Source organism: Micromonospora sp. NPDC003944, assembly GCF_053605225.1.
This window is the reverse complement of the sequence record NZ_JBSGIV010000022.1, coordinates 12,132-28,022: the sequence shown is the minus strand read 5'-3', so window position 1 is coordinate 28,022 and position 15,891 is coordinate 12,132. Positions and strand designations below refer to the sequence as shown.

The window sequence follows — 15,891 nt, the reverse complement described above, 5'->3', positions numbered from 1 at the left end:
CCGTCGAGCCTGCCCGGAGGTGATCAGCAGTCGGTCAGCGTCGGATCAGTGCCGGCCGGGCCACCCGCCTAGATTGGTGCCATGACCAGGCAGCCGACGGCGCTCGTCGCGGTGACCTTCGGCGTGCTCGGGCCGGTGGTCGCCGCGACCGAGCGCGGCCCGGTGCCCCTGCGGGGGCACCGGCAGCGCCTGGTGCTGGGCCGGCTGTTGGTCGCCCACGGTCGGGTGGTGCCGGTGGACCGTCTCGTCGACGACCTCTGGGAGGTCGCGCCGGACGGTGCGGTGGGCGCGATCCGGACCTTCGTCGCCGACCTGCGGCGAGCCCTGGAGCCGGAGCGCCCACCCCGGCAGCTGCCCAGGATCCTCGTCACCGAGCCGCCCGGGTACGTGCTGAAGGCCGCCCCGGAGGCGGTGGACGCCGGACGGTTCGAGGCGGCTGTCGCGGAGGCGGCGCGACTGCTTGCGGCCGGGCGCCCCGCGCCGGCCCTGGCCGCCCTCGACGGGGCGCTCGGGCTCTGGCGCGGGCCCGCGTACGCCGACTGCGCCACCGAGTCCTGGGCGGTCGCCGAGATCAACCGGCTGGACGAGCTGCGGATGCTCGCCGTCGAGCGCCGGGCGGAGGCGCTCCTGGCGGTGGGCCGGCCGGACGAGGCCGCCGCGGACCTACCGGAACTCCTGGCCAGCCACCCGCTGCGGGAGGATGCCTGGCGGCTGCTCGCGGTGTCCCGGTACCGCGCCGGGCGGCAGGGCGACGCGCTTGCCGCGCTGCGGGAGGCCCGCCACGTGCTGGTGACCGAACTGGGCGTGGACCCGGGGCCGGAGCTGCGACGACTGGAGTCCGACATCCTGGCCCAGGCACCGCACCTCACCCCGCCCCCGGCGGGGGCGACAGCCCCCGGAGCGCCCGCCGGGTCGGGGAAGCGTCCGTTCGTCGGCCGCGACGCCGAGCTGGAGCGGCTGCGCCGCGCCGCCGAGACGGCGGCCCACCGCCGCCAACCCACGCTCGCCCTCCTCAGCGGCGACCCGGGCGCCGGCAAGACGGCGCTGGCCGAGACCCTGACCCGGCGACTCGCCGCCGACGGCTGGAGCACGGCGTGGGGCCGCAGCCCGGAGTACGAGGGTGCGCCGCCGGCCTGGCCGTGGACCCAGATCACCGACGCGCTCGCCGGGCCAGCGGCCCCCGTGGTCGCCGCCGACCCGGACGACGGGTCGGCTGACCCCGCCGCGACGCGGTTCCGTCGGCACCGTGCGGTGGCGTCGCTGCTCTCGGCGGTCGCCGACCGGGGGCCGCTCCTGCTGGTCCTCGACGACCTGCACCGGGCCGACGGTGACACCCTGGACCTGTTGACCGCACTGCTCACCGGCCCGCAGCCGGCCGACGGGCCGGTGCTGATCCTCGGCGCCTACCGGGCCACCGAGATCAGCCCGGAGCTGACCGCCACCCTGGCCCGCGTCGCCGGGCTGGAGCCGGTCCGGGAGTACCTCGCCGGCCTGCCCGCCTCGGCGACAGGCGAGCTGGCCGGCGCCATCGCCGGGGCGGAACTGGACCCGGCCACCGCCCGGTCGATCCACAGGCGAAGCGGCGGTAACCCGTTCTTCGTCCGCGAACTGGCCCAGCTGTACGCGAGTGCCGGGGAGGCGGGGCTCGCCGCCGTGCCGCCCGGCGTACGCGACGTGATCCGGCACCGGTTGGCGCAGCTGCCCGCCCCGACCGGTACCGTGCTGCGGCAGGCGGCGGTGCTCGGCCGCGACCTCGACCCGGACGTGCTTGTCGCGTTGACGGGTGACCCGACGGCGGCGCTGGACGCGGTGGACCGCGCCCTGGCGGCCGGGTTCCTCACCGAGCGGGAGTCCGACGGGCGGCTGCGTTTCACCCACATCCTGGTCCGCGACACGCTCTACGCCGACCTGTCCGCGCCGCGCCGCGCCGCCTGGCACGCGGCCGTCGCCGAGGTGCTGCGACAGCGGGAACCCGTCGAACCGGCGGCCCTCGCGTACCACCTGCTGCGCGCCGGGGGGCCGGTCGCCGCCGCCGAGGCGTCGACGTACGCCCGGGTGGCGGCCGAGCGGGCCGAACGGGGCGGTAACCCGCACGAGGCGGCCCGGCTGTGGGGACAGGCGATCGACGCGTACGACCGGGCCGGCGGGGTCGATCCGCACGGGCGGGTGACCGCGCTACTCGGCCTCGGGCGGGCGCTCGCCGTGACGGGCCGGCTGGCCGAGGCGCGGCGACGACGCGCCGAGGCGATCACCGCCGCCGAGTCCACCGGCGACCCGCTGCTCACCCAGGAGGCGCTTGCCGGCTTCGAGGTGCCGGCCAGTTGGACGCGCAACGACGACGACGAGCTCTCCGGGCGCATCGTCCGCGCCGCCGAACACGCGCTGACCGCGCTCGGCCCGAGCCCCTCGGCGCAGCGCAGCCGGTTGCTGAGCACCCTCGCACTGGAGCTGCGCGGCACCACCACCGACCGTGGCCGCCGTGCCGCCGCCGAGGCCGAGACGATCGCCCGTCGCATCGGCGACCCCGGGCTGCTGGCCTTCGCGCTCAACGCCCGCTTCATGCACGCCTTCCACCGCGTCGGTCTGGCCGACGCGCGAGCCCGGATCGGCGTCGAACTCGTCGACCTGGCCGTCCGACACCACCTGGTGACCTTCGAGGTGCTCGGCCACCTCGTCCTGGTCCAGGCCAACTGCGCGCGTGCCGACCGGCACGCCGCCGACACGCACGCGTACGCCGCCGACCGCCTCGCCGGCCGGTACGAGCTGCCGTTGGTCGACGTCTTCACCCGGTGGTACGCCGCACTTCGCCTGGCACTCGACGGCGATCCGGACGCGGCGGCGACCGGATACCGTGCTGCCGCCGAACGGCTGCCGGCCGACGGCATGCCGGGCCTGGCCCAGGGGTTGCTGCCGCTCGCCCTGCTCGGCCTGCGACTGTCCGACGCCGTCGGCGGTGACCCACCGGGCGGCGACGCCCAGCCGGCCCCCGGCGAGCGACCGATCCCCGGGCCGGACGACGAGGACTGGGCCCGGCTGGACTGGGGCCCGCACGAGCCCTGGGTCCGCCCACTGCTGCTCGCCGCCGCCGGTGACCGCGGTGCCACCCGGGCGGCGCTGCGAGCCCTACCGGACGGGCCGCACGATCTGCTGCGGGAGGTGCGGCTCTGCCTCACCGCCCGAGCGGCGCTCGCCGTCGGCGACCGGCCCACCATGGAACGCGTCGCCGCCGCGCTCCGCCCGGCCGCCGCCGAACTGGCGGCGGGCAGCGGGGTGGTCACCGTCGGCCCGGTGGCCGGGCACCTCGCTGATCTGGCCGCCGCTCTGGGCCGCGACGAGGAGGCCGCCGCGCACCGCCGTGCCGCCCGGGTGCTCACCGCGCGCGTGCGCGCCGACGGCCCGACCTGAGCGCCACCGGGCGCGACGAGTGGTCGTGGTCGCCGATCGCCCGGGTGCCCGCCACCGTCGACGGCAACACGTAGCCCTTCCCGATGCTCGTCGTGGTCAGGTTCAACCGCACTACCCCGCCGCTTGGCCGCCGCACCGCTGCATAGGTCACCTACTGAGAGATCTTGGACAGTTACCGTTCTGCGCGAACGGTAACTGTCCAAGATCTACGAACATCCGCCGAGCCGAACGCCGGGCAGCGTCCGTCACGCGGCGACAGCGCGATGGCGACCAGACCAGGGAACGCCGCCGGCCGTACGCCACATAGCCACCGTTCACATCGTCGCTATCAACGAGTGCTTACGACCGGGACCTTCGAAACAAGGCCTTGGCCCGTATGCGTCGGGTGACGCTCGTCGGCCCCCGGTTCGCTGGCCACTGTTGGTGCCGAGGCGACACGCCGCCCGGCTTTGATCACGTACGGCTCACCGTCCCGGTGCCCGCCCTCGTGCTGCATGGCACGTCCCCGCGCGGACTGCCCAGCGACTTGCCGGTTTACGCCGGAACCCGGGGGCGGGTGCGGTCAGATGGAACCACCGGCGCGTCCACCGTCGGCCGTGGTCCGAGGGGGTACGCGTGGAGGCGCTCGTCCTGATCGTGGCGCTCGGCGTCACCGTCCTCGTCGGCACCACCCTCGGCGGTCGGTACCGGGTCGCCCCGCCGGTCCTGCTCATCGCGTTGGGCGTGCTGCTCGGGCTCATGCCGCCGCTGTCCGAGGTCACCCTGGAACCCGACCTGGTCCTGCTGATCTTCCTGCCGGCGATCCTGTACCGGGAGAGCCTCACCATCAGCCTGCGGGAGATCCGGGCCAACCTGCCGGTGATCGGGTTGCTCGCCGTGGTGTTGGTGATCCTCACCATGGTCACGGTCTCCTACGCCGCGCAGGCGTTCGGGGTGAACCCCGCCGCAGCCTGGGTGCTCGGCGCGGTCCTCGCGCCGACCGACGCCGCCGCCGTCACCGGCCTGGCCAAGCGGCTGCCCCGCAAGCTGCTCACCACCCTGCACGCGGAGAGTCTGGTCAACGACGGCACCGCGCTGGTGATCTTCGCGGTGGCCGTGGGTCTGCTCAGCCACAGCGCCGATCCGGGGGTGCTGGGCGTCGGCGAGGAGTTCGTCGGGGCCAGCGTCGGCGGAGTGGTCGCCGGTCTGCTGGTGGGGGTCGGCGTGGTGCTGATCCGCAAGCGGCTCGACGACCCGCTGCGCGAGGGCGCGCTCAGCGTGCTGACACCGTTCGGCGCCTTCCTGCTCGCCGACTCGGTGCACGCCAGCGGGGTGTTGGCGGTGGTGGTCGCCGGTCTGGTGCTCGCCTACGCCGGCCCACGGGTGATTCGTGCCCGTTCCCGGGTGCTGGCGTACGCGTTCTGGGACCTGAGCACGTTCCTGATCAACGGTGGACTGTTCGTCCTGCTCGGCACCCAGATACCCCGGGCGGTCCGGGGCATCACCAGCACCTCGCCGCAGCGGGCGCTGCTGATCGTGCTCGTGGTGACCCTGGTCGTGATCGGCACCCGCCTGCTCTTCGTCTACCTCACCGTGCAGTCGGCGCGGCTGCGGCGCCGTCGCATCATGGACCCCAGCCAGGGGCCGTCGAGCTGGCGGGTGGGGACCGTCGCGGGCTGGTCCGGGTTCCGGGGCGCGGTGTCGCTCGCCGCCGCCCTGGCCGTACCGACGGTGATGGTCGACGGTCGACCGGTGGTCGAACGCGATCTGATCATCTTCGTCACCGCGCTGGTGATCGTCCTGATCATGCTCCTGCAGGGCACCACCCTGCCGTTGGTCGTGCGCTGGGCCGGGCTCAAAGGCGACCCGGAGCGGGTCGACGAGGCCCGCAACGCCCGGCGGCGGGCCACCGAGGTCGGCCTGGCCGCTCTTCCCCAGGTCGCCGCAGAGGTCGGCGCCCAGGACGACTCGGTGCGTCGGCTGGAGGCCGAGTACCGGCGGCACCTGGAGGACTTCGACGACAGCGGCGCGGACACCGCCGAGGAGCGCCGGTTGGAACGCCGACTGCGCCTGGGCGTCCTCGCTCACAAGAGACGGGAGGTCACCCGACTGCGCGACAACCGGGAGATCGACGACCTGGTGCTGCAGGAGCTCCAGTCCGCGCTGGACAACGAGGAGATCCGGCTGCTGGGACGCGGCCCCAACGAGTGACCGACAGCGGCCGTCCGAGCGGCGCGGCTCAGAGCACCTGGTCGAGGAACCGGCGCAGTCGCGGAGACTCGGCCCGCTCGAAGATCGCCTCGGGTGGGCCCTGCTCCAGCACGACGCCCCGGTCCATGAAGGCGACGCTGTCGGCGACCTGCCGGGCGAAGCCCATCTCGTGGGTCACCACCACCATGGTCATGCCGGCGGCGGCCAGGTCGGCCATCACCCCGAGGACGCCCTTGACCAGTTCCGGGTCGAGCGCCGAGGTCGCCTCGTCGAAGAGCATCACCTCGGGCCGCAGCGCCAACGCGCGGGCGATCGCCACCCGCTGCTGCTGACCGCCGGAGAGCTGTGCCGGTCGGGAGTTCGCCTTACCGGCAAGCCCCACCAGCTCCAACTGGGTTCGGGCGACGGCCTCCGCCTCGTCCGCACCGAGTTTGCGCAGTCGGCGCAGCGCCAGCGTGACATTGCGCAGCACGCTCATGTGCGGGAAGAGGTTGAACTGCTGGAACACCATGCCCACCCGCTGCCGCAGCGCGTCCGGGTCGTCGCCGAGCACGCTGCGCCCGTCCAACAGCACGTCGCCCCGGTCCGGTTCGATCAGCCGGTTGATGGTGCGCAGCAGGGTGGACTTGCCCGACCCGGAGGGGCCGATGACGCAGGCCGTCGTGCCGCGCGGCACCGAGAGGTCGGCCCCGCGCAGCACCCGGTTCGGTCCGAAGGCGAGGTGCACGTCGCGGACGTCGAGGCTGACCGAGGTGGTGGTGTCGGTGGTCATCGTCGGCTCCCTTCGTGGGCGGCGGTCAACAGGTCCTCGTCGTCCTCGTCGTCAGGTGCGGCGACCGGGCGACCGTTGCGCAGCCGCCCGTCGATCCAGTTGACGACGTGCGTCAGCGGGACGGTCAACGCCAGGTAGAACAGCCCCGCCAGCAACAGCGCCGACTCGTTGCCGGTGGTGGCGGCGTAGTCCTGCCCGATCCGGAACAGCTCCCGCTGGCTTGCCACCAGACCGAGGAAGTAGACCAGGCTGGAGTCCTTGATCAGCGCGATGAGCTGGTTCACCCAGGCCGGCAGCACCCGCCGGATACCCTGCGGGATGATCACCAGCCGCATCGCGTCGGCCCAGGAGAAGCCGAGAGCGCGGGCACCCTCCAACTGGGCGGCCTCCACCGACTGGATGCCCGAGCGAAAGATCTCCCCGATGTACGCGGCGGCGATGAGCGACAGCGCCAGGATGCCCAGCGGGTAGGGGTCCGGCCCCCACACCTGCATGCCCAGCGGGGCCAGCCCGACGCCGATCAGCAGGATCGTCGCCGCGGCCGGCAGCCCTCGGAACACGTCGGTGTAGACCCGCGCCGGCCAGCGCAACCAGCGGCTGCGGGAGATGCCGGCGACGGCCAGCAGCAGGCCCAGCACCGAGCCGAGCAGGGCGGCGGAGACCGCCAGGATCAGCGTGTTGGGCAGCCCGACGGTAAGCATCTCGGGCAGCGCCTCGCGCATCGCGTCGGCGTCGAAGAAGGTCTCCCACAGGGTGCTCAACGGATCCATCGGTCGTCTCTCCTACCGCCCCGCTCGCTCGTCACCGGCTCAGGACGCGGCCGACGCGGACGCCGACGGCGCCACCGTGACCGCTCCGCTGCCCGGCTTGAAGTCCGCCGGGATCGGTCGGCCCGGGTAGTACTGCGCCTGCAACCGGGTCCAGGTGCCGTCGGCGATGACCTCGTCCAGGGCCTTGTTCAGCGCCTCGCGCAGCTTGTCGTTCCCCTTTGCCACCGCGTACGCGGTCGGCGCCGGGCTGAGCTGCTTGGCCGCCACGGTGATCTTGCCCTTGCTGTCGGCGGCCGACTTCTCGCCGATCTCCGCCGGGGCGATCCACGCGTCGGCGGTGCCCGCCTTGAGCTGGTTGATCGCGCCGTTGTAGTCCGGCACCCGCACCGGGTTGAGTTGCTTGCCGGTGGCGTAGTCGTCCTGGACGGTGCCCTGCACCACCACGACCCGCTTGCCGGTGAGCTGCTCGAAGCCGGTGATCGACGAGCCGGCCGGGACGTCCAGGCCGAAGTAGCCGAAGTCGTAGCCGTTGCCGAAGTCGACCGTCTTCTTGCGGGCCTCGGTGATGGTGATCGAGGAACTGCCGACGTCGAACTTGCGGTTGTTGACCTGGCTGAGCAGCGCGGAGAAGTCGGTGCCGACGAACTCGACCTTGAGGGCGAGCTTGCCGGCCACGGCGGTGAGCAGGTCGTTGTCGAAGCCGGTGAACTTGCCGTCCTCGAGGTAGACGTTCGGCGGGGCGTCGGTGAGCGTGCCGGCGCGCAACACTCCCGGCTGGGCCAGGCCGTACGGGTTGGCGGTGGCGTCGGACGAGCTGTCGTCGCCGCAGGCGGTGAGGGCGGTGGCGGCGAGGATCGCGGCCGTGCCCAGGGCAGCGGCACGGGTCAGGGCAGGAAGGAATCGCACGGGTGTCTCCGAAGGGTGGTGTCTCGGCGCGTACGGGTGTACGCCACCGACGGCGCGCCCGAGGGGCGTACCGGTGGGAAGGTGTTCCGGAAGGGGGTGCTAGCGCGTGGTGCCGCGACGACAGGCGGCGCTGCACATTCGCATCATGTCCACGTGCCGTCGCCGGGTCAGTGCGGGCGAGGGTCGACCGGTGCGGACATCCGCGACGTCGGTCGGTGGGGCGGTGCTGAGGATGCGCATGGTTCTCCCGGGTCTGTGCTGACCTGGGTGCCAGGCCACGCTTGCACCGACGTCGTGCCGGTGCCTGGTCTTCACCCGGGGCACCCCACCGCGGAGGAGGGTTGCCGGCCAGCGAGCCGGGGCTTCGCGCTGGCGCTCATGACCTGCGCCGAGGCTAGCAGCAGGACCGGGTGGCGCGTCCAGTCGTTATGACCACGCTCACCGTCCGCGTCGGGCCGCCCGTACGCAGCTCAGCCGGCGTGCACGTGTGGTCGACGGCCCGGGTCGGGCTCGTGGCGGCGCAGGATCTCCCGGGTCACCGAGGCGATGGCGCCCTGCCCGAACGCCAGGTAGCGCAGGAAGTTGCGCGTCGGGCCACCCTCGGACCACTCGAAGTAGATGTGCGGGCGCCGGTGGCTGCGGTCGCGGATCTCCAGCAACAGGGCGGCGAGCGCGGTGGGCACCGATGAGCTGGCCAGGCTGAGCACCGGGAAGCGGTCGTCGGCCATGCTGCCGCGTACCAACAGCTCGGTCTCGAAGTCGGACGGGTCGGTGACCGTGACCTCGACGAAGATGACGTCGCTGTCGTCCGGGAAGTCGTTGTCGGCCATGGTCTGCGCCAGCTTGGCGCGGTACTCCGCCTCGTCGCGTCGGTCGGGTTCGTGCGCGACGAGGCGGATCCGTCTCCCGGCGCGTTCGTCGATCATCCGGGCCGCGGACGGGTCCAGCTCGACGTGGTCGACGCGCAGCTCGTAGGCCCGCATCAGACGGGACAGCACCGACACCAGGATGATCCCGCCGATGAAACAGGCTGCGATCTTGACGCCGCTCGGACGCTCGACCACGTTCGCAAGCGTGGTGTAAATGAAGATCACCGCGATGACTCCGAACGCGGCGGTGCGGCCACGCTGACGCTGCCGGTGCGCCGCGAGCGTCACCGCCGTCGCGGCCGAGGTGATCAACACCAGAACCCCGGTGGCGTACGCGCCGCCCTGCGCGTCCACGCTGGCCTCGAAGACGATCGTGATCAGGAAGGCCACGCCGGTGAAGACCAGCACCAGCGGCCGGACGGCTCGCGCCCAGGTCGGCGCCATGCCGTAACGGGGCAGGTAGCGCGGCACGAGGTTGAGCAGACCCGCCATCGCCGACGCGCCCGCGAACCAGAGGATTCCGATCGTGGACAGGTCGTAGACGGTGCCGAACACCTCACCGAGGTGGGCGTGCGCCAGGTACGCCAGCGCCCGCCCGTTCGCCGGCCCGCCCGGCTGGAAGGCCTCCGGCGGAATGAGCACGGTGGTCGTCACGCTGCTGGTGATCAGAAAGACGCTCATGATCAGCGCCGCGGTGGTGAGCAGCCGACGCGCGCCACGGATCCGGCCCAGCGGTCGTGCCTCCGAGTCCTGCGGGTCACCCCGAATGCTCGGCATGACCGCCACACCGGTCTCGAAGCCGGACAGGCCCAGCGCCAGCTTCGGAAAGACCAGCAGCGACAACCCGACCACCAACCAGGGATCGCCGTGCCCGGTGGTCAGCATGGTGGTCCAGTCGCCGACCGCGTGGGGATGCGTCGCCACCCGCCAGAGCGCGTCGACCACCACCACCGCGTTCAACGTCAGGTAGACCGCGACCAGGACGACGGCGATCCCGATGGCCTCGGTGAATCCCTTCAGGAACACCGCGCCCAGCAACGCCACGAGCAGCAGCGTGACAAGCACCTCGTGACCCTTGAGCCCGCTCGGCCAGAACGGGTTCTCGTCGATGTGCGCGGTCGCGTCGGCGGCCGAGAGGGTGATGGTGATGATGAAGTCGGTGGCCACGAAGCCGAGCAGCACCAGCACCAGCAACTTGCCCGGCCAGTAGCTCAGCAGACGGACGAGCATCGCGATGGAACCCTCGCCGTGCGGGCTCTCCACCGCCACCCGCCGGTAGACCGGCAGCGCCCCCAGGAGGGTCACCAGCACCAGCACCAGGGTCGCCACCGGCGAGAGTGCCCCGGCGGCCAGCGCGGCGATGCCCGGCTGGTAACCGAGTGTGGAGAAGTAGTCGACCCCGGTCAGGCACATCACCCTCCACCACGGGTGGTGCCGGTGCTCCGGCGGGCGCCCGTGCGGCCCCGGGTGCTGGACGGCCTGGTCCGAGCCGGCGTCGAGCAACCATTCCCGCAACCGGCGGGCGCGTCTGTCGACAGTCACCGGCGCGTCCCCCGTCATCCCGCCCACGGTCACCGTGAGTATCCGCCTGTCGGGCTGTCCCCGTCCGCTGGTGAGCGGAACCCGGCCGACGCCGGGGCGGGTTTCGGGCCCGGGACAGGGGGGAAGCAGCGCTCCCGGGTTGGCGCGCGCGCCGGACCGGAGGGCACCGGGGGAGGGACAGGGCATGGTCGGCGGCCGTCGCTTCCGCCCGGGTGGTGGCTTCGGCCGCCAACTCGACGAGTACGAGACGAGGGTCGGCGTGCCGCCGCCCACGGAGTCGCCGGCCGCCGCGCCCCAGGGCGGTCTGGTGGACAGCGCGGTCTACCGCCGGGGGCACCGGTTCGCCTCGCCGCCCGGCCTGGCCGAGACGTACCGCTGCCTCCAGGAGCAGGACGGCGCGATGGCCTGGATCGGGTTGTACCGGCCCGACATCGACCAGATCACCTCGCTGGCCCGGGAGTTCCGGTTGCACGACCTGGCCGTCGAGGACGCGATCAACGCCCATCAGCGGCCCAAGCTGGAGCGGTACGGGCACACCCTGTTCGTGGTGTTGCGGGCCGCCCGCTACGACGACCTCCGGGAGGAGGTCGAGTTCTCCGAGCTGCACCTGTTCATCGGGCCAGGCTTCGTGGTGACCGTCCGACACGGTGAGGCGCCGGACCTGGCCGCGGTGCGGCGGCGGATGGAGACCGAGGCGCAGATGCTCGCGCGGGGCCCGGAGGCGGTCCTGTACGCGATCCTCGACCAGGTCGTCGACGGGTACGCGCCGGTGGTGGCCGGACTGGAGAACGACATCGACGAGATCGAGACCCAGGTCTTCGGTGGCGACCCGAACGCCAGCCGCCGCATCTACGGTCTCAGCCGCGAGGTCATCCAGTTCCAGCGGGCCGCCCGCCCCCTGCTCAGCGTGCTCGGCGCGCTTGCCGACGGCAGTGCCGGCGCCGACGAGGAACTGCGCCGCTACCTACGCGACGTGACCGACCACCTCACCCAGGTGGTGGAGCGGGTGGACGGTTTCCGGCACCTGTTGCAGAACATCCTCACCGTCAACGCCACCCTCGTCTCGCAGCAGCAGAACGAGGAGATGCGCAGCCTCACCGCGGCAAGCTACAGCCAGAACGAGGAGCTGAAGAAGGTCTCCTCCTGGGCGGCGATCCTCTTCGCTCCCACGCTGATCGGCACCGTGTACGGCATGAACTTCGTCCACATGCCCGAGCTGAACTGGCGCTTCGGCTATCTCTTCGCGCTGCTGTTGATGCTGCTGGTCTGCGGCACCCTCTACCTGATCTTCAAGCGGCGCGGTTGGCTCTGAGCCGGGTGCCTGAGGCCGGGACTCACTCGATGCCGCGCAGGATGTGCCGCTCGTCCTCGACGTCGTCGTCGCCGGCACTGATCCGGCCGAGCAGTACGGCGGCCGCCCAGATCGTCAGTGGCGTGGCCGCCCCGGTCATCCCGCCGCCGGTCCGGTCGTCCCGGGTCTGGCTCCGCTCCGCACGCGGTGGCCTGCGCTGAGCCTGCATGGGCCCTGCCTCTCCTCGTCGAAACCGCCGTGGGGCGGCGCGGGGCAGACCCACGCCACCGGCCGGGCAGACCACCTGTCAGCAGCCCACCACCGGTACGGCAGCCACTCGAACCTTCCCACGCCCGGCCGCATCCGCACCGCTTGTTTTCGGGTTTCCGACTGTCGCCCGCCAAACCGGACATTACGCATCGACGGTCGAGCCACGGTCAAGGCAGCGGCTCGGCGATGCCGCGCGCGTGGTCGGTGAGCGCCGCGCCGACCACTGTCGCGGCCAGCGGCAACACCTCCAGGCAGCGACGCACCGCGGCGGCCATCAGGGTGTTCGGCACCCGCATGGAGAGCGTGCAGTGCGGCACCCAACGCCCCGGCTGGTAGTGCTCGGCGAGGGGAATGCCGGCGCCGGCGAGCCGGTCGTGCACCAGCCGGTGGTGCGCCAGCAACTCCGGGGTGGGCGCCGGGCCGAGCCAGAGCACCCGACCGACGAACTGGCCGGCGTGCTGGAACTCGAGCCGCAGCGGGGCGGCCACTACGGTCCCCCGCAACGCCTCGGCGACCTGCTCCGGGTCGAAGCGGGGCGCCACCGCGAGCGACACGTGCGGGCGGTGGCGCTGCTCCAGCAGCGACCGCATGCTCTGCACGCCCTCGGCCTCCAGCGCGTCCCAGAGCACCCGGATCCGGCGGGTGGCATCCGGGTCCAGGTACAACTCCAGCGCGGCGACCATTCGATCACCGTAACGGCCGAGGTTTGCCCGCCCCGGTCCGGCGGTACCTGACCGGGTAACCGATCAGGGAGGCGTGGCCCGTGGACGTGAGTGACCTGCTGACCGAGGCGTACGACCGGCTGCCCGACCTCGTCCGCGCGGCGGTCCACGGGCTCAGCCCGGAGCAACTGCGCCACCAGCCCCGGCCGGGCGTCAACTCGGTCGGCTGGCTGGTCTGGCACCTCACCCGGGTACAGGACCACCACGTCGCCGACCTCCTCGACGCCGACCAGATCTGGGCGAGCGGCGACTGGGCGGGTCGGTTCGGGCTCGCCACCGACCCCGACGACACCGGCTACGGGCACTCGCCCGCCCAGGTCGCGGCGGTACGGCCGGAGAGCGCGCAGGTGCTGGTCGACTACTACCAGGCTGTCGCGGCGCGTACCCGGAGCTTCCTGACCGGCCTGGGCCCGGCGGACCTGGACCGCGTGGTCGACGAGGGGTGGGACCCGCCGGTCACCCTCGGCGTCCGGCTGGTCAGCATCGCCGAGGACGACCTGCAACACGTCGGGCAGGCCGCCTACCTGCGGGGCCTGATCGAGGTCGACTGACGTACTCCCCTCACCCGCTTCGGGTGAACCGCGCTCACCCCGGCCCGGGTAATCCTGCGGGAAGCCGTGGGGAGGGGACCTGATGGGCGCGACGGCGGAGCAGTACCTGCAACAGCTGGACGCCGGTCGGCGTCCCAACCTGCCGGAGACCACCGCGGGAACGCTGCGACTGGACGTACGCGACGACGGCAGCACCGAACACTGGTACCTGACGATCTGCGACCAGCAGGTCCAGGTGGCGCGGTCGACCGACGACGCCGATCTGGTGGTCCGCGCGGACCGGTGGGTGTTCGACCAGATGGTCGACGGTCGGCTGCACCCCGGGGCGGCCCTGCTGCGCAACGACCTCACCCTCCAGGGCGACATGCGGCTGCTGATGGTGCTGCGGCGGATCTTCGCGGGGCCGAGCGGCGCCCGCCACCCGCGGGACCTGGGCCGAACCGCCCTGGCCGCCCGGGCCCCGGACCGAAGCGCGACGGACGCTCGGGAGGAACTCTCGTGAAGCAGGAACTGCTGCACGTGATCGCCGGCAACGTGTTCGCGATCAGCGACGCCCAGGGCGACATCGAGAGCGACCCGAGGTCGCCGGTCGGCCTCTTCGCGTACGACACCCGCTTCCTGTCGCACTGGGTGCTCAGGATCGACGGCGAACGGATCAACGCCCTCTCCCGCGACGACATGACGTACTTCGAGACCCGGTTCTTCCTGGTCCCCGGCGCGGCCAGCCACTACGTCGACACCGACGTGTCGATCATCCGCCACCGCTCCATCCACGACTGTCTGCACGAGAACATCACCGTGCTCAACCACTCGCCGCAGCCCGCCGACTTCGAGATACGGCTGGAGATGGCGAGCGACTTCACCGACATCGCCGAGATCGGGCACCTCCGTCAGCGGGCCGTCGAGGTCGTCGCGGACTCGGCGAACCAGCAGCTGGTGCTGCGCTACCAACGGCAGCGGTTCGTCCGCCAGACCACCGTACGGAGCACCGTGCCCGTCGATGTGGACGAGGGGGGAATGACGTTCCGGATCCGGATCGCCCCGGAGGGGAAGTGGGAGACCGACCTGCACGTCGCGATGACCATGGGCGGCGAGGACGGGCAGGACGTCCGTGCCTCCCTGGAGTCGCACCAGCGGGCCGTGCGGACCGGGATGCGCGAGAGCCTGACGGACTGGATGGACCAGGCCCCGGAACTGGTGGCCGAGCGCGGCGGTCTGGAGGAGATGTACCGGGGCAGCCTTGCCGACCTGGCGGCACTGCGGTACCGGCCGCTGTCGTACGACGCCCGCGTGCCGATCGCCGGTCTGCCGTGGGCGATGTGGTTGTGCGGACGGCACAGCATCATCACCTGTCTGGAGACGCTCGCGTTCACCCCCCAACTGGCCCCCGCGACGCTGCGGATGCTGGCCTTCATGCAGGGCAGCCAACTCGACGACGACCTGGACGAGGAGCCGGGCAAGATCCTGGCCCACCTCCGCTACGGCGAGTCCGGCGTGTTCGGCGACCGGGCCAACGCGCTGTACTACGGCTCGGCGGACACCAGCCCGCTCTTCGTCGTCCTGCTCGACGAGTACGAGCGGTGGTCCGGTGACGCGGACCTGGTGCGTGAACTGCGCCACCCGGCCCGGATGGCGCTGGACTGGATCGACGAGTACGGCGACCTGACCGGGGACGGCTACGTGCGTTACCAGCGTCGCAACGAGCGCGACGGCGCGATCAACCAGTGCTGGAAGGACTCCCCGGACGGGATCACCAGCGCCGACGACCGGCAACCCGCCTTCCCCCGGGCCACCTGCGAGTTGCAGGGCTACGCGTACGACGCGAAGAGGCGCGGCGCGCGGCTGGCCCGGGAGTTCTGGGGCGACCCCGCGTACGCCGACCGGCTGGAGCGGGAAGCCGCCGCGCTGAAGGACCGCTTCAACCGGGACTTCTGGCTGTCGCACCGGGACTACTACGCGTTGGCGCTCGACCCGTACGGTGAGCCGGTCGACGCGCTGGCCTCCAACATGGGGCATCTGCTGTGGAGCGGCATCGTCCCGGACGACCGGGCGGAGACGGTCGCCGAGCACCTGGTCGGGCCGCGGTTGTTCAGCGGTTGGGGGGTGCGCACCTTCGCCACCGGGCAGCGCCCGTACAACCCGGTGGGCGCCCACCTGGGGGCGGTGTGGCCGGCGGACAACGCCCTGATCGCCGCCGGGCTGCGCCGCTACCGTTTCGACACGCAGGCAGCCACGATCGCGGGGGGCATCTTCGACCTGGCGCAGACTCTCGGTGGGCCGGTGCCGGAGGCGATCGCCGGCCACGAGCGGAGCCTGACGAAGTATCCGGTCCAGTTGCCGGGGGCCGGTCGCCCGCAGTCGTGGTCGTCCGGGGCGCTGCTGATGCTGTTGAGCACCACGCTGGGGCTGCGACCCACAGGCGACAACCTGCTGGTGAACCCGGCCGTGCCGGAGGGGTTCGGTCGGCTGGAGTTGCTGGACATCCCGGGTCGCTGGGGCCACTCCGACGCCTACGCCAGAGACCGGACCACCGAGGGGCGGGTCCGCCCCCGACTGCGCTGACGCCCGTCGGCGGTCGGGCGACCCTCGGTGGTCCGGCCGCC

The 15,891-nt window shown here is 72.4% G+C and carries 12 protein-coding genes and 1 riboswitch; of the genes, 6 read left to right on the top strand and 6 right to left on the bottom strand.

What is annotated here, in order from left to right:
• Positions 1-81 precede the first annotated feature (81 nt).
• Positions 82-3,405, top strand: coding sequence for a BTAD domain-containing putative transcriptional regulator (locus ACWER9_RS13605; protein WP_452302132.1), 3,324 nt, complete (start codon positions 82-84; stop codon positions 3,403-3,405).
• Between the two features lie 615 nt (positions 3,406-4,020).
• Positions 4,021-5,595, top strand: coding sequence for a Na+/H+ antiporter (locus ACWER9_RS13600; RefSeq protein ID WP_452302131.1), 1,575 nt, complete (start codon positions 4,021-4,023; stop codon positions 5,593-5,595).
• A 28-nt stretch (positions 5,596-5,623) separates the two neighbouring features.
• On the opposite strand, the gene ACWER9_RS13595 is transcribed toward ACWER9_RS13600, so the two are convergent.
• The 4 genes from ACWER9_RS13595 to ACWER9_RS13580 form a co-directional block, all read right to left on the bottom strand.
• A complete protein-coding gene (locus ACWER9_RS13595) occupies positions 5,624-6,367 on the bottom strand; it encodes an amino acid ABC transporter ATP-binding protein (protein ID WP_452302130.1) in 744 nt (247 codons plus the stop codon).
• Positions 6,364-7,137 carry an amino acid ABC transporter permease gene (locus ACWER9_RS13590; RefSeq protein WP_452302129.1) on the bottom strand — a complete coding sequence of 258 codons (774 nt, stop codon included), beginning with the start codon at positions 7,135-7,137 and terminating at the stop codon, positions 6,364-6,366. The genes ACWER9_RS13595 and ACWER9_RS13590 overlap by 4 nt, the downstream gene beginning before the upstream one ends.
• A 39-nt stretch (positions 7,138-7,176) precedes the next feature.
• Positions 7,177-8,043 carry an ABC transporter substrate-binding protein gene (locus ACWER9_RS13585; protein ID WP_452302128.1) on the bottom strand — a complete coding sequence of 289 codons (867 nt, stop codon included), beginning with the start codon at positions 8,041-8,043 and terminating at the stop codon, positions 7,177-7,179.
• Between the two features lie 272 nt (positions 8,044-8,315).
• A riboswitch (SAM riboswitch) is annotated at positions 8,316-8,427 on the bottom strand.
• 86 nt (positions 8,428-8,513) lie between these two features.
• On the bottom strand, positions 8,514-10,454 hold the full coding sequence (locus tag ACWER9_RS13580; protein WP_452302127.1) for an amino acid transporter: 1,941 nt from the start codon (positions 10,452-10,454) through the stop codon (positions 8,514-8,516).
• 184 nt (positions 10,455-10,638) lie between these two features.
• Between ACWER9_RS13580 and corA the strand changes: the two genes are divergently transcribed.
• Positions 10,639-11,766, top strand: a complete 1,128-nt coding sequence (corA, locus tag ACWER9_RS13575) for a magnesium/cobalt transporter CorA (RefSeq protein ID WP_452302126.1) — start codon at positions 10,639-10,641, stop codon at positions 11,764-11,766.
• Positions 11,767-11,788: 22 nt separating this feature from the next.
• Here the strand turns inward: corA and ACWER9_RS13570 are convergent, their stop codons facing one another.
• Together ACWER9_RS13570 and ACWER9_RS13565 are read right to left on the bottom strand one after the other, a co-directional pair.
• Positions 11,789-11,974, bottom strand: coding sequence for a hypothetical protein (locus ACWER9_RS13570; RefSeq protein ID WP_204944262.1), 186 nt, complete (start codon positions 11,972-11,974; stop codon positions 11,789-11,791).
• Between the two features lie 208 nt (positions 11,975-12,182).
• The gene (locus tag ACWER9_RS13565) at positions 12,183-12,698 is read right to left on the bottom strand and encodes a 2'-5' RNA ligase family protein (protein WP_452302125.1); all 516 of its coding nucleotides are present in this window, start codon (positions 12,696-12,698) and stop codon (positions 12,183-12,185) included.
• A gap of 80 nt (positions 12,699-12,778) precedes the next feature.
• Here ACWER9_RS13565 and ACWER9_RS13560 point away from each other — a divergent pair, with 80 nt between their 5' ends.
• The 3 genes from ACWER9_RS13560 to ACWER9_RS13550 all read left to right on the top strand — a co-directional run bounded on the left by ACWER9_RS13560 (position 12,779) and on the right by ACWER9_RS13550 (position 15,850).
• Positions 12,779-13,288: a mycothiol transferase gene (locus ACWER9_RS13560; RefSeq protein WP_452302124.1), complete on the top strand. Its 510-nt coding sequence runs from the start codon at positions 12,779-12,781 to the stop codon at positions 13,286-13,288.
• 82 nt (positions 13,289-13,370) lie between these two features.
• Positions 13,371-13,790, top strand: coding sequence for an SCP2 sterol-binding domain-containing protein (locus ACWER9_RS13555; protein WP_452302123.1), 420 nt, complete (start codon positions 13,371-13,373; stop codon positions 13,788-13,790).
• Positions 13,787-15,850 carry an amylo-alpha-1,6-glucosidase gene (locus tag ACWER9_RS13550; protein WP_452302122.1) on the top strand — a complete coding sequence of 688 codons (2,064 nt, stop codon included), beginning with the start codon at positions 13,787-13,789 and terminating at the stop codon, positions 15,848-15,850. Before ACWER9_RS13555 ends, ACWER9_RS13550 begins: the two co-directional genes overlap by 4 nt.
• Positions 15,851-15,891: the final 41 nt, after the last annotated feature.